This is a genomic window from Halorussus rarus (assembly GCF_003369835.1).
Classification (GTDB): domain Archaea; phylum Halobacteriota; class Halobacteria; order Halobacteriales; family Haladaptataceae; genus Halorussus; species Halorussus rarus.
In genome coordinates this window covers 767,056-779,866 of record NZ_QPMJ01000002.1, presented here as the reverse complement: position 1 = coordinate 779,866, position 12,811 = coordinate 767,056, and the positions used below count along the sequence as shown (strand labels likewise).

The 12,811-nt window shown below is 70.8% G+C and carries 15 protein-coding genes; 5 read left to right on the top strand and 10 right to left on the bottom strand.

The window, feature by feature from the left end; genetic code table 11:
* Position 1 precedes the first annotated feature (1 nt).
* Entirely contained in the window at positions 2-322 is a 321-nt protein-coding gene (locus DVR07_RS12190; protein ID WP_115797559.1) for a DUF7126 family protein, read from the top strand.
* Positions 323-353: 31 nt separating this feature from the next.
* On the opposite strand, the gene DVR07_RS12185 is transcribed toward DVR07_RS12190, so the two are convergent.
* A complete protein-coding gene (locus DVR07_RS12185) occupies positions 354-1,049 on the bottom strand; it encodes an MBL fold metallo-hydrolase (RefSeq protein ID WP_115797558.1) in 696 nt (231 codons plus the stop codon).
* 158 nt (positions 1,050-1,207) lie between these two features.
* Between DVR07_RS12185 and DVR07_RS12180 the strand changes: the two genes are divergently transcribed.
* Together DVR07_RS12180 and DVR07_RS12175 are read left to right on the top strand one after the other, a co-directional pair.
* Complete coding sequence (locus DVR07_RS12180) at positions 1,208-1,426, top strand: hypothetical protein (protein ID WP_115797557.1); 219 nt, start codon at positions 1,208-1,210, stop codon at positions 1,424-1,426.
* Between the two features lie 571 nt (positions 1,427-1,997).
* A complete protein-coding gene (locus DVR07_RS12175; protein WP_115797556.1) occupies positions 1,998-2,315 on the top strand; it encodes a cupin domain-containing protein in 318 nt (105 codons plus the stop codon).
* 26 nt (positions 2,316-2,341) lie between these two features.
* On the opposite strand, the gene DVR07_RS12170 is transcribed toward DVR07_RS12175, so the two are convergent.
* The 5 genes from DVR07_RS12170 to DVR07_RS12150 form a co-directional block, all read right to left on the bottom strand.
* On the bottom strand, positions 2,342-3,595 hold the full coding sequence (locus DVR07_RS12170; protein ID WP_115797555.1) for an outer membrane protein assembly factor BamB family protein: 1,254 nt from the start codon (positions 3,593-3,595) through the stop codon (positions 2,342-2,344).
* Between the two features lie 52 nt (positions 3,596-3,647).
* Positions 3,648-4,118, bottom strand: coding sequence for a phosphate-starvation-inducible PsiE family protein (locus DVR07_RS12165; protein ID WP_115797554.1), 471 nt, complete (start codon positions 4,116-4,118; stop codon positions 3,648-3,650).
* Positions 4,119-4,365: 247 nt separating this feature from the next.
* Positions 4,366-4,881: a DedA family protein gene (locus DVR07_RS12160; protein WP_240318878.1), complete on the bottom strand. Its 516-nt coding sequence runs from the start codon at positions 4,879-4,881 to the stop codon at positions 4,366-4,368.
* A gap of 93 nt (positions 4,882-4,974) precedes the next feature.
* Positions 4,975-5,595: a hypothetical protein gene (locus DVR07_RS12155; protein WP_193570137.1), complete on the bottom strand. Its 621-nt coding sequence runs from the start codon at positions 5,593-5,595 to the stop codon at positions 4,975-4,977.
* The gene (locus tag DVR07_RS12150) at positions 5,592-6,491 is read right to left on the bottom strand and encodes a hypothetical protein (protein WP_115797553.1); all 900 of its coding nucleotides are present in this window, start codon (positions 6,489-6,491) and stop codon (positions 5,592-5,594) included. The genes DVR07_RS12155 and DVR07_RS12150 overlap by 4 nt, the downstream gene beginning before the upstream one ends.
* Positions 6,492-6,602: 111 nt before the next feature.
* On the opposite strand from DVR07_RS12150, the gene DVR07_RS12145 reads away from it, so the two are divergent.
* Together DVR07_RS12145 and DVR07_RS21620 are read left to right on the top strand one after the other, a co-directional pair.
* Complete coding sequence (locus DVR07_RS12145) at positions 6,603-7,373, top strand: HAD family hydrolase (RefSeq protein ID WP_115797552.1); 771 nt, start codon at positions 6,603-6,605, stop codon at positions 7,371-7,373.
* 82 nt (positions 7,374-7,455) lie between these two features.
* Positions 7,456-7,962 (top strand): hypothetical protein, encoded by a 507-nt coding sequence (locus tag DVR07_RS21620; RefSeq protein WP_162829543.1) that lies wholly within the window; start codon positions 7,456-7,458, stop codon positions 7,960-7,962.
* Positions 7,963-8,017: 55 nt separating this feature from the next.
* On the opposite strand, the gene DVR07_RS12140 is transcribed toward DVR07_RS21620, so the two are convergent.
* The 4 genes from DVR07_RS12140 to DVR07_RS12125 form a co-directional block, all read right to left on the bottom strand.
* Complete coding sequence (locus DVR07_RS12140) at positions 8,018-8,338, bottom strand: hypothetical protein (protein ID WP_115797551.1); 321 nt, start codon at positions 8,336-8,338, stop codon at positions 8,018-8,020.
* Positions 8,339-8,341: 3 nt separating this feature from the next.
* Positions 8,342-9,991, bottom strand: coding sequence for a GTPBP1 family GTP-binding protein (locus DVR07_RS12135; protein WP_115797550.1), 1,650 nt, complete (start codon positions 9,989-9,991; stop codon positions 8,342-8,344).
* A gap of 179 nt (positions 9,992-10,170) precedes the next feature.
* The gene (locus DVR07_RS12130; protein ID WP_115797549.1) at positions 10,171-11,199 is read right to left on the bottom strand and encodes a restriction endonuclease; all 1,029 of its coding nucleotides are present in this window, start codon (positions 11,197-11,199) and stop codon (positions 10,171-10,173) included.
* Between the two features lie 58 nt (positions 11,200-11,257).
* Complete coding sequence (locus DVR07_RS12125; RefSeq protein ID WP_115797548.1) at positions 11,258-12,700, bottom strand: BGTF surface domain-containing protein; 1,443 nt, start codon at positions 12,698-12,700, stop codon at positions 11,258-11,260.
* Positions 12,701-12,811: the final 111 nt, after the last annotated feature.

The window sequence follows — 12,811 nt, the reverse complement described above, 5'->3', positions numbered from 1 at the left end:
GATGAAGGCCATCCTGATTGGTCCCGACGACGACGGACTGGGCGACGCCCTCGACGCCGAGGGGGTCGAACTGACGCGGATACCCGAGGTCGCCACCCGACCCGCCCTGGAGGAGGCCGGCATCACCGACGCGGACGCGCTGGTGCTGACCGAGACCGGCGGCGCGACCGCCATCCCGGTCGCGAGGGACCTCAACGACGACGTCCGGGTGGTCGTCTACACCGACGCCGACCTGCCGGACTTCGCCCGCGGCCAGGCCGACCTCATCCTCGACCCCGCGCTGCTGTCGGCCGACGCGGTGGCCGAGGAACTGGCGGCCTGAAGCCCGCCCGCCGCGCTGCTTTTACCGGTTCTCAGGGCCGGTTGGCCGCCTCCCGGAGCCGGTCGCTCCCGTTCCGCAGGATGGGCGTGCCGTGGCCCATCGCGGCCACCTCGAAGTCGGGCGCCTCCCGGACGAGCCGCCGGAGGCTCCGGTCGACCTCGTCGGTGTCGTAGCTCATCGCCCACGGCGAGGCCTCCAGCCGGCCGTCGGACTCGCGCACCAGGTCGCCCAGGAACGCCACGCTGGGTTCCTCGGCGACGTAGACGGTGTGGCCGGGCGAGTGGCCCGGCGTGTGATAGGCGGTGAAGCTCCCGATCCGGTCGCCGTCCTCGACCGGGCGGATGGGCAGGTCGGGCGCCGAGACGAGCAGGTCGCTCGCGCGCTGGAGCAGCCCCTTGTGGTTGCGCCAGTCGGGCTTGCGCCGGCCGACCAGCACCTCGGCGTCGGCCCGGCCGACGTACACCGGCGCGTCGAGGTCGAGCTTCGACAGCGCGCCGACGTGGTCGAGGTCGTAGTGGGTGACCACCACTCGGTCGACGTCGGGGACCCGGTGGCCCGTCTCCCGGACGGCGTCCCGGATGTTGCCGGCGTCCCGGGGCGTGCCGGCGTCGACCAGCACCAGGTCGCCGCGGTCGTCGGCGAGGTACGCGTTGACGCCGCCGAGGTCGAGCCACCAGACGCCCGCGCCGGCGCCGAGGTCGGCTTCGAGCTTGGTCGTCGTCGCCATGGTCCGGAGTACGTCGCCGGTCACCAAATCCCTGTTCCCCGGCGGTCGGGACCGCGGCTCCGCGGTGTCCCCGCTCCCCCGGCAATCCAGGCCGACCGACGCCAGGGTCGCCGCGGCCGAACGGACACTTTTTGTCCGTCCGGGCCCGTGGTTCGAGTATGGAGAATCGCTTCCCGGACTCGGGGTCGCGGAACCGCAGGAAGGCGGCGCTCGCCGTGCTGCCGTTCCTGACGCTGGGACTGCTCGACGTGGTGCTGCTGCTCGGGTGGGGCGTCGACCCGCTCTGGGGGTTCGCCATCCTGCCGCCCATCCTGTTCGTGAGCGTGCTCGCGTGGATCGCGTTCTCCTCGGGGTTCGTCGGCGAGCACCGGACGTAGCTCCTCGGCGACCGCTCGGCCCGTCCGTAATCCGGACGACCGGCCGTCGTCCCCGAGTCCGTCCCGCCCCGACGCCTCCTTTTCGAGTGCACTTACTCGATGCTTGAGCGCGCGTCCCCTCGCCTACGCGGAAGTTGAACTGTTCACGACCGTTCAATCGACGGTGAACGGGTCTGAACCATCTGGACGGTCGCCCCGGTTGAAGTGGGCGGCGCCCATACGTTTCGACGCGGTCGTTGCGACAGGCGCGCTGTCGTCCCGCTCCCGATAGCGCGTGTCCGACCGCAACCGCACATCCCGGCGCGACGAGCGACGACGCACACACCCGGCCGGGCCGGACCCGCCCACCGGCCCGGTTTCCGTCAGCGCGACAGCCGACCGCCTCGGCGTCCGCTCGTCGTTCCTACCGCCAGAGGCACAGTCCGCACCCATCGACCGCCGCTCCGCTATCCCTTGCGAACCGGCCGCCCCGCTTTTCTCGGGGCGGCCGCCGGCCGGGGACGACCCGACCTCGGCCGCACTCGTCTCGACCGGACCCGATTTTAAGGCCGACCGCCGCGTCTACCGTCCCATGGGACTCGACCGCTACCCGGAGCTCGACCCCGACGAGGGCGAGGTGCTCGACGAGGAACTGGCCGTGACCGACGACGTGCTCGTGAAGGCGTTCGCGCTCGGCCCGGGCGCCGAACTGTCGCCCCACGACCACGCGGGCGCCACCAACGTCTTCCACGTCCTCGAGGGTACCGTGACCGTGATACAGGACGGCGACGAGGAGACCGTCGAGGCGCCGGGCGTGGTGCTCCACGAGCGCGGCCAGGTTCACGGGGCGCGCAACGAGACCGACGAGCCCGCGGTGCTGACCGCGAGCCTCTGCCCGCTGCCGTCGTGATTCCACCGGCCGTGATTCCGTGAACGCTACCCGTACGCGTACACTGTCGTCCCGGTGATGTCGCCGCCCGGCTGCCGGTCGGTCACCACGGTCGCGTACACCGTGCCGCCCGCGACCGAGATGCCACGGACTTCGTCGTCGTATCCGATTTGCCAGCGCGTCTCGCCGGTCGCGGCGTCGAGCGCGGAGAGCGACGACGGCCTCCCGTCTCCGCCGTAGGTACCGACGAACAGCGCGTCGCCGGCGCCGGCGATCCGGTTGGGGAGGCGGTCGAGCGACCGCGACCACGCCGCCTCGCCGTCGGCGACGGCGTAGAGGCGCCCGTCGTCGCAACCCGCGTAGACGCGCTCACCGTCGCAGACCGGCGGCGTGAACAGCCCGCCGTTGGGACCGGAGTCGGCCGCGAACCGCCACAGTCGGTCGCCGGTCTCGGCGTCGCGGGCGTCGAGTCGCGCCCGCCCGGCGCCCTCGACCGCCGCGAAGACCGTCCCGTCGACGACCGCCGGGTTCGAGCGGAACCGGGCGCCGGTCAGCGCGAGGTCGCGTCGCCACCGCTCGACCCGGTCGTCGGCGACGTACGGCAGGTCGGCGTCGTCGCTCTCCCAGGGCCACCGGCGCGACGGGGTCGCGGTCGCGTCGAGCGCGACCAGGCTGTCGTAGCCGGTCGCGTAGACGGTGTCGCCGACCACGGCGGGCGTCGGCGGGACGTTCGAGAGGGAGGCCGCCCACGTCGCCCGACCCTCGGCGTCGTAGGCCGCGAAGCCTCCTACAGCGAGGTAGAGCCGTCCCCGAGCGACCGCGGGCGCGGCGGTGTTCGCGCCGACGCAGTCGCGCTGGCGCCACGTCTCTGCGCCTGTCTCGAGGTCGAACCCCCGGACGCAGTCGTCGGCAGGGAAGAACGCGCGGCGTGCTCCCAGCGTCGGCTCCCTGAAGCCGCCGCCGTCGTTTCCGGCGGTCCAGACGCGCTCGCCGTCGGTCGCGCGGAGTGCGGTCACTCCGTCGTAGGTCTGGAGCACGACGCGCGTGCCACGGACCAGGGGCCGGAACCCCCAGCCGACGTCGGTCGCCCAGCGCGGTTCGGGACGGCCGCGGGGCGGGTCTGCGCCGGCGTTCCAGCCCGCGTTGCGAGCGTCGTACCGGAGCGTCGGCCAGTCGGCGGCCGTCGGCGTCGCGTTCGGAAGCGGTTCGGCGTCAGACGACCGGCCTCCGGCCGAACAGCCGGCGAGACCGACCGTCGCAGCGACGCCGGCGGTCGCGAGGAGGCGTCTGCGGGAGGGCACGTCTCGGCCGTGGTACTCCGGGGCGAAAACGTCCGGGGGTTCGCGACCGCGGTCACGCCAGTTCGCTCTCGGCCTCGGCCTCCGCCTCGATCTGGCGGTGGACCACCCAGAACCCGACCAGGAGCGCCGCGAGCAGGAGGGCGTAGACGCCCGCGAAGGTGATGGCCTCGGTCGAGCCGTAGTCGTCGGGCTTGAAGGTGATGATCTGGCGCACGACCGCGATGAGGCCGGCGTGGATGACTGCCAGCACGACGCTCTGGGCCTCGACGTAGGCGACGACCGTGTGGTACAGTTCCACGATGACGAACAGGTAGAGCACGATGTCGATCGCCGACCGGACGAGCGACAGCGTTTCCGCGGTGTCGGTGACGTCCCGAACGAGGATCGACTCCCCGATGGTGACCGCGAGATTGACGACGCCGAGCAACAGGAGGACGACCAGGAACGCCGCGATGGCCGACTGGAGGATCGTGACGCCGCTCTCGAGCCAGCTCGTGAAGCGGGAGGCCTCGATTGGATCCATCGTCGTGTCGGAAACTCGACCCGCCGCCGGAAGTGCGTTCTGCCCGAGAACAGCCGAAGACCCTCCAGCGGTCGCGGTCTCGCACGAAGGTTCGAGTGCGAAGCCGGGACGAAGCCGACCCGGACGCCTCGCGCGGTCGGTCGGCGGCGGGACCGGCGACCGCCAGTCCGACTACCCCGAGAGGGCCGAGCCACCCCGACGGAGCGACGGCTGCGACGTCGGCCGGCGGGGGTTCCCGGGCCCGACTTCACGCGATGCCCAGCAGATTCAACCCGGTCTCGACGGCTACTCCCACGAGCGCGCCGAACGCGAGCGCGCCCGACGCCGAGTAGAGCGTGAACTTCCAGCGGACCATCCCGGCCAGCCCCGCGGGCACCGAGACCACCGACCGCAGAACCGGTAGCAACCGACCCCAGAGCACCGAGCTCTCGCCCCACCGGCGGAACCATCCGGTCGCCCGCTCCAGTCGGTCCTCCGAGAGCCGGAGTCGACCGCCGCGGTCGGCCAGCGCCGACCGACCGTACTCGGCGAACACGTGGAACGCGAACAGGCCCCCGGCCGTGGTGCCGACGACCACCGCCGCGACGAACAGGCCGAACGACGCCGGCCCGCCGACGAGGATGGCCGCCGCGCCCGGCACGACCACCTCGCTCGGGAGGAGCGGGAACAGCATCGAGGCCTCGAGGAACGTGAACGCCGCGAGCGCGAGGTAGCCGTACTGTTCGACCACCCCGAGCGCGGCCCCTCCGAGGTTCTCGAACACGCTCGGACTTGGTGCTCGGACGGCAAAATACGGTCGGCCAGGGGGTCGACCCCGGTCGTTCGACCGCGGGCCCGTCCCGGTCCCCGCTGCTCCTCACTCCTCGCGGTCGGCCGCCGCGACAGTCCCGATGTCCTCCTCGTCGTCGCCGACCATCGGGCAGCCGGCGACGCGGAAGTGCTCGGCGTCGGGCATCGCCAGGATGTCGGTCCCCTCGTGGTTGCAGGCGAGCTCCGGCGGGTCGCCGAAGTGGGGACAGCCGTGGCACGTCGCCTTCGGAATCGTGCGCACGTCCCGTCCGTCCGACCACTCGCCGTCGTCCTCCGCTTCCGGGGGGGCAGTCACGGCCGGTTCGTCCTCGCCTTCGGCCAGCCGCTCCCAGAGCTCTTCGCCGTCGAGTTCGCCGACCTCGACCGAATCGAAGGCGTCGACGTCGTCGCCGTCGCGCTCGCGGCGGCGCTCGTCGACCGCCGCGGCGACGTCGGCGAGCGGGCCCTCCCTGTCCGGCCGGTCTGCGGCTTTCCCCGGGCTGCCCGGGGCGCGCTCGTCGGCGCGCCCGCGGCCGGTTCGATTCCGGACCTCCGCGGCGAGGTCGCCGAGCGGCTCGTCCGGTCGGTCTCCCCGTCGCCCGCGGCGGTCGTCCGCGGGGCGCTCGGCCTCGTCGCTCGCGGTCTTGTCGCGCGACGATTTCGCGGCCTCCTCGCGGTCGTCGCTCATCCGTCGTCCTCCGCGACGATGTCGTCCAGTGCCTCGCCGACGTCGCGGTCGTCGGCGACCACGTCGTCGAGGTCCCAGTCGGCGCGCTCGCCCTCCAGCGCGGGCGGATCGCCGACCACGAGTCGGGCCGACCCGAACAGCCCCTGCTTGGGCTCGACGTCGTTGAAGGTGCTCGCGCAGTGGGGGCACTTGGGCTCGGCGAGCAGCCCGACGTGGACCGTCTCCCTGCAGTGGCCGCACTTGGCGCTGTCGACGCCCCGGCGGTTGGCGAGGTGCGCGAGCTCGTCGGCCGCCGCGCGGGCGGCGTGGCGCGCCGAGAGCGTCCGGGTCTGGTCGCGGAGCTCGACGGTCACCTCGGCCAGCGTCGCGAGCCTGGTCTCGACGTCGTCGGTCGCGTCGGTCAGGTACTCCAGGACGTCCTCGTAGTTCTCGAACCCGGTCTCGACTCTGTCCTCGAGTTCGGCCACGGTCTCGGCGAGCGCGTCGAGTTCGTCGGCGAGCCGGTCGGCCCGGTCGGCCACGGTCTCGGTCTGCCGGTGCAGGTCGTCGTGGCCGTGGTCCGCGGGCGCCTTCTCGTCGGTCTCGCGCTTGACCTGGACGACGCGCTCGCGCACGTCCTCGATCTTCTCGTCGAAGTCGGCCTCGGCGTCTGCGAGGTCGGCCTCCACCTCGGCGAGCTGGGCCTCGAACTCCTCGCGGGTGTCCGCGAGCCGCTCGCCGAACTCCCGGCGGAGGTCGGCGAACGGTTCGCCGTCTGTCTCGGGCGCGTCGCCGTTCTGGAGGCGGGCGAGCAGTTCCCGCCGACTCACGCCCAGCTCCTCGGCCTTCGCGTCGAGCCACCCCTCCAGAGGGTCGGCGGTCGCGTCCGACGACTCGCCGACGTCTTCGCCAGCCATTCAGTTCGAGTTATCACACCCCCGACTTAATGGTTGGCCTCCGCCGTCGCGTCCTCGTGACCATCCACCGACACGATTTTCGCCCTCGGCGTCCGACCTCCGCCCGACGACATGTCCGACGACGACACTGCACCCGCCGGCGAAGTTCCCGCCGCCGACAGCACGGCCGCCGACCCCGTCGGGAGTGACGGTAGCGCCGCCGACGTGGACGCCGTCCTCTTCGACCTCGACGGGACGCTGGTGGAGTACGAGCGCTCGCCCGCGGAACTGCTCGACCTGGCCTTCGAGTCGGTCGGGGTCGACCCGTTCTTCGACGCGACCGCGTACTTCGACCGGTACGACGACCACCTCGGCCCGGGCGTCTCGATCGCCGAGGGGCGGGCGAACTGCTTCGCGGCCATCGCGGCGGACCGCGGCCGCGACCCCGACCTCGGCCGCCGGGTCGCCGACGCCTTCGCCGCGAAGCGGGACCACTCCCGGGTCGAGCACTTGCCGGGCGCGGTCGAGGCCGTCGACGCCCTCGCCGCCGACCACGCGCTCGGGGTCGTGACCAACGGGCCGCCCGAGATGCAGGCGACGAAGCTGGCGGCCGCGGGGCTGGCCGACCGCTTCGAGACGGTGGTGTTCGCTGGCCACGACGCCGCGGCCAAACCCGACCCCGAGCCGTTCGAGGTCGCGCTGGCCGACCTCGGCGCGGCGGCCGACCGGGCGGTCCACGTCGGCAACTCGCTCTCCTCGGACGTGGCGGGCGCCCACGCCGCCGGGCTCCGGTCGGTCTGGGTGCCGGCCGAGTCGGGCGTCGAGCCCGTCCCCGAGCCCCACCACGCCCTGTCGTCGCTGGAGCGGCTGGCCGGGAGCGGGCGTCCGCCGTGGGTGCGGTGAGCTGGCCCACCCGTCTCGGCGCGAGGGATAGAACAAAACCTATCCAAGATTATAAGTCCTGACGTGAGTAGAAATCGGCCAAATGGGGCTGTTCAGCAAGAAATGGCGGTGCGCAAAATGTGATACTAAACACCGCAAGAACCCCGAGGAATGTCGAAATTGCGGGCACACAATTCTTCAGCAGGTCAGCACTGGTGAGGAGGAAAAGAAACCAAGGACCAAGGGGAATCGGACCTCTTCAGCAACTTCTGATTCCTCATACTTGAAGAGATGGATCTGCAACCATTGTAAACAAGCTCACGACGAGCAACCCTCCCAATGCAAGGTCTGCGGCAGGGAGCAGTTTAGTGCTGTCGGAGATGGCAACTCGGAATTAGAAACCCGGGCTGATGATGGCGTTGATGACTCGGAATTAGATAACGGGGCTGAAGATGGAGACGATACTCCTACATTTTCGAACATCAATGAAGTACGGAAATACGAGAACCAAAACAGCACTACCAGAACGGAGTCTGTCAACTATTGGTGGCTTGCGACAAAGCTAGTCGTTTTCTTGATTGCAGTTGCTGCCGTACTCTACATCTTATAAATGGTCCAAGTTACGACGGAAGACTTCTCTTTCGTATCGGCTTCAATATGACTAATTATCGGAGGTTCAGCGCAGCCACCGCGACCATCACGACCCCCATCGCCGCGAGCAGCAGCGAGACGAGGTCGCCCGACGCGGCGTACTCCCAGCCGCCCCAGACCGCGACGCCGCCGAAGAACGCGAGCTGCCAGCTCCGGGCGTTCGTGGCGTCGCGAAGGACCCCGGCGAACAGCAGCCCCGTCAGGTACGCCCCGAACAGCGCGGTGACGAGGTCGTCGCCGGTCTGCACGGCGAAGGCGAGCCCGATCAGGCTCAGCGCGAACAGGACGCCGGCCAGCCCCTTCGCGGCCAGACCGACGAGGCGGTCGCGGCCCACGGCTCAGTCGTCGGCGGCCGGGGCGTCGCCCGGGTTCACGTCGGTCACGGTGCCGACGCCCTTGCTCTGGCCCTCGCGGAAGACGAACCGCTGGCCCTCCTCGACCAGGTAGGGCCGGAACTTGAACCGGACTCGGGTGGCCCCCGAGTCGCCGGGCAGCAACTGCCCCTCGGCGGGGTGGAACTTCACCGCCTCGCTCACGGTCTCGAGGTGGATGACCGGCTCGTAGCCGTCGCCGATGCGGGTCGGATGGTTCAGCACCATCACCTCGGCCTCGAACTCCCGGACGGGGTCGGGGTCGGCGTCGCCGGGCAGCAGCACCATCCCGCGCTCGACGTCGGCCTCCCTGACCCCCTTCAGGGCGATGCCGACGATGCGGCCCGCCTTGGCCCTGTCGACCCGGTGGTAGTGCATCTCGATGGACCGGACCTCGACCTCGCGGAACGCCCCGTCGGCCATCGGGCCGAGCAGCAGCTCGTCCCCGGCCTCGACCTCGCCCGACATGATGGTGCCGGAGGCGACCGCGCCGACCCCGGTCACCGAGTAGGTCCGGTCGATGTACATCCGGAACTCGCCCGAGTCGGCGGTCGTCTTCGGGAGCCGCTCGAACAGCTCGTCGAGGTCGTCGAGCCCCTCCTTGGTGACCGCGCTGGTCGTGACGATGGGGACGACGCTCTCGCCGATCTCCTCGACTGCGGCGTCGACTCCGTGACGGTCGACCAGTAGCGGCGTCTTGTCCGCGCCCCGGAGCAGCCGCTCGACCTCGCGCTCGACCTCCGCGACGCGCTCGTCGTCGACCGCGTCGGCCTTCGTGATCGCCACGATGGTCGGGAGCTCGGTCGCGAGCAGTACGCCGAGGTGCTCGCGGGTCGTCTTGGTCGGCCCGTCGTCGGCCGCGACCGTCAGCAGGCCGTAGTCGAGCTTCTGGCCGACCAGCCCGCGGATGGTCGTCCGGAGCCACGGCTCGTGACCCACGGTATCGACGAACGAGACGAGCCGGTCGCTCTCCTCGACCACGCGCGCGCGGTCGGACTTACGGTGGGGGTTGTCCATCCGGACCGGGCCGTCGCCGTCGAAGCCGTAGACGGCGTACGAGAGGTCGGCCGACAGCCCCCGCTCGACCTCGTGGGGCTGGACGTCGAGGAACCCGCGGGTGCCGCCCTCGCCGTCGTCGGCCTGCCCCGTCACGAGCGACCCGACCAGCGTCGACTTGCCGTGGTCGACGTGGCCCGCGGTCCCGACCACGATGTGCTCGCTGTCGGTGTCGAGCATCGCGCCCTCGCGGACGGTCGCGACTCCGACCAGACCGTCGGCCTCGCCCTCGGTGGTGATGGTGCCGTCGGTGATTCCCCACGTCTGGACGTCCTCGATGTGGGCGCCTGCCTCCTCGGCGAGCAGGCTCAGCACGTCCATCGACTCCGAGAAGTCGTCGTGGTCGATCCCCGCGATGCCGCCGTCGTCGGTCACCCCGACTACGTATGTGGCCTCGCCGTCGCCCGAGAGCACCCGGTGGCGGAGCTGGGCCGCCAGGCTCTCCATCCGGCCGTCGGCCAGGTGGAGCTCCTTGGTGAGTCGCTCTTTGAACTCGACGCTGCCGCCCTCCTGTTCGCCGCGTTCGAGGGCGCTTTGCAGTACGGCCCGGTTAGGGCACATACGACCGGGTTAGGGAGGAGCCGTCAAAAGCCTTGCCCGAACGCAAGTCTACGTTTCCCACCGTACCGGGCCGTACGCCTCCGTTCGCGCGCGTCGGCTACCGGCGGCGTCGCGGTAGGTTGTCGAGCCGCCACACAGGCACGTGCACAGGTACAATCAGAACCGCTTCCGCCCCGCTGCTACAGCTGCGTCTCGTTCACCGCGATGTCCGAGTCGTGGACGAACTCGACCGCGACCGGGGTGTCGCTGACGTTGTGGTCGTAGGTCAGCGTCCCCGCGGCTCCCTCGGGCACCGAGAAGACGGTCCAGCCGGCGTAGTAGGTGCCCGGCGACATCGAGAAGTCCATGAAGCCGTCGTGGTCCCGCAGCGGCTGGTGGGAGTAGGTCTCGCCGTCGACCCGGAGCTCGAACCCGGCCTGCTTGACCGGTACCGTCCCCTCGCCGGTGTTGTTGACGCGCATCGCCACCAGGACGAACTGCTCGCCCGCCGGCGGGTAGTAGGCCCTCTCGTCGGTCCGGTTCGGGTCGATCTCGTCGACCGCCTTGGCGTTCCACGAGACCCGGAGGGTGGACGTGCTGTTGGGCGGCGACACGTTCTCGGCCGAGACGGGGCCGCCGCCTCCGCCGAGGAACGGCAGCGGGACTCCGGCCAGCACGCCGGCGGCCAGCACCGCGGCGACGACCACGACAGCCAGCACGGGCTTCGTCGGGACGCTCCCGCCGAGCGCGCCCCCGACCGTCGCCTTCGCGCGCGCGCCGACCGCCCGTACCCGGTCGACCGGCGAGTTGCCGCCCTCGCCGTCGCTCTCGTCCGACGCGTCGGCGTCGCCGTCGCCGCCGTACTGCTCGGCGAGGTCGGTCCACCCCTTGCGCTCGAGTATCGTCGCGATGCCCTCGCTGCCGAGCAGGTCGACGCCGGTCCCCTCCGAGACCTTCTCGGCGTGGTCCGAGATCTCGCCCGCGGTGACGATGGCCGACTCCCCGACCTCGTACTGCTGGCAGAGCTTGGCGAACTGCTGGACCTGCTGGCCGCCGACCTCGCCGTCGCCGGCGAGCGCCCACAGCAGGCCCTCCTCGCCGGTGGACGGTCGCTGGACCGCGACGAACACTCTGCCGTCGTCGCGCTTGACCTGGGTCTGCCAGCCCTGCCGCTCCCAGAGGGCCGCGACGAACTGGCCGAACTCGGACTCGTCCAATCCCTGCAACATTATTTCACCGCGCGGGGAACCGCGTTCGCGTTCATATCATCAGTCACCGTATAAAAATTCATCTCCCTCGTCCCCTCCGGGCAGCCAGCACGGCGGCCGCCAGCACCGCGACGACGCCCGCGGTCGGGCCGAACCCCGGGACGGGGCCGCCGCTGCTCTCCTCGCCGCCCTCGCGCACGGCCTGCTGGCGCAGCGGGCGCTCGGTGCCCGGTCCGGCGGCCTGCGTGAGGCCCTCGGCCGTGGTCGTCGCGGTGGTTGTCGTCGTGGCCGCGGTAGTCGTCGTGGTCGTCGGTACCGTCGTGATCGTCGTCGCGGTCGTCGTGTTGGGGGCCGCCGTCGTCGTCTCCTCGGGCTCGACCATACCGGGGACGGTCCGGCCCTGGTCGACGAGTCTGATCTCGAACGTTCGGCCGGGCTGGAGGTCCGAGAAGTCGATGGCGGTCCCGAACGTCCGGTTGGCCGAAACCCGCACGGTCCGCGACTGGTGGAACGGGGGCATCCCGTCGTCCCGGACGGTGACGTTGATGGTCGAGCCGGGGGTCAGCGTCGTGGTTCCGGCGATGGTCGCCTTGCCCTCCACGACGACCTCGTCGCCCGGCCCGTTTCGCTCGACGGTGACCCTCCTGGGGGCGACCCTGAACGAGGTGGAGACGACCTCCTTGTGCTTCGAGAGCTTGCTACCGGCCTCGATCACGAAGCTCACGTTGTACCGGTCGCGCGCCTCGATGTCGTGCTCGTCGGTGTCCACGAAGACGTAGAACCCGTCCTCGACGGGGACGAACCGCTCGGCGTCGTCCCCGTCGAACTCGTTCAGGTCGGCGTTCATGACGCCCTCGGTCTGCTCGAACCGGAGGTCGACGCCGCTCGCGCTGCCGAGGCCCTTGTACGCGAACAGCCCCTTCAGCCCGGTTGCGTTGACGTGGACCGCGAGCCAGTCGCCGCGGGCGACCGAGTTGTTCCCCCACGGCGCCCTCGTCGCCCCGACGATCTTCGACTTCTTCTTCAGTTCCGCCACCTTCAGCGACGACGGCGCGATGCGGGCGTCGATGCCGTTGGTCGCCCGCTCGTCGAGGACGAGCTTTCCGAGCGCGATCTCCCGGCCGTCCCTGGTGACGTTCAGATCGTACTTGGCGGCCTCAAGCGGCTTGTCGACCGGGGTCGGCGCGGCGCGGACCACCGTACCGCCCGACAGCGCCCGCTTGACTTCGGCCTCGGTGTCCGCGACGCCCGCCCGGTAGGTGTTCAACCTGAGCTGGGTCTTCCCGTTGCCGACCTTGACCTGCATCCAGAACGCCTCTGACTGCGACCCGATGTTGACGATACCGCCGTCCGAGGCCTGGACGGTGATGTTCGCCACGTCGCCCCGGACCCCGTATGTGACCGTCGGCGAGAAGGAGGCGCTCGCGGCGGTCGAGCTCGCGCCGACGGCCGGCGCGACGGCCGCCGCGAGCAGCAGCGTGACGAGGGCGGCGGCGCGGAGTCGGGGAAGTCTCGCTGACATGGCGGGGTGAAAGTAAGCGACGTGTTATGACCCATCCGTAATAAATCCGATTGGTGATACCCGCGCTGCCTGCGGGGTTGCCGGAGTCGGACCGCGTCGTCGAGGCCGAGT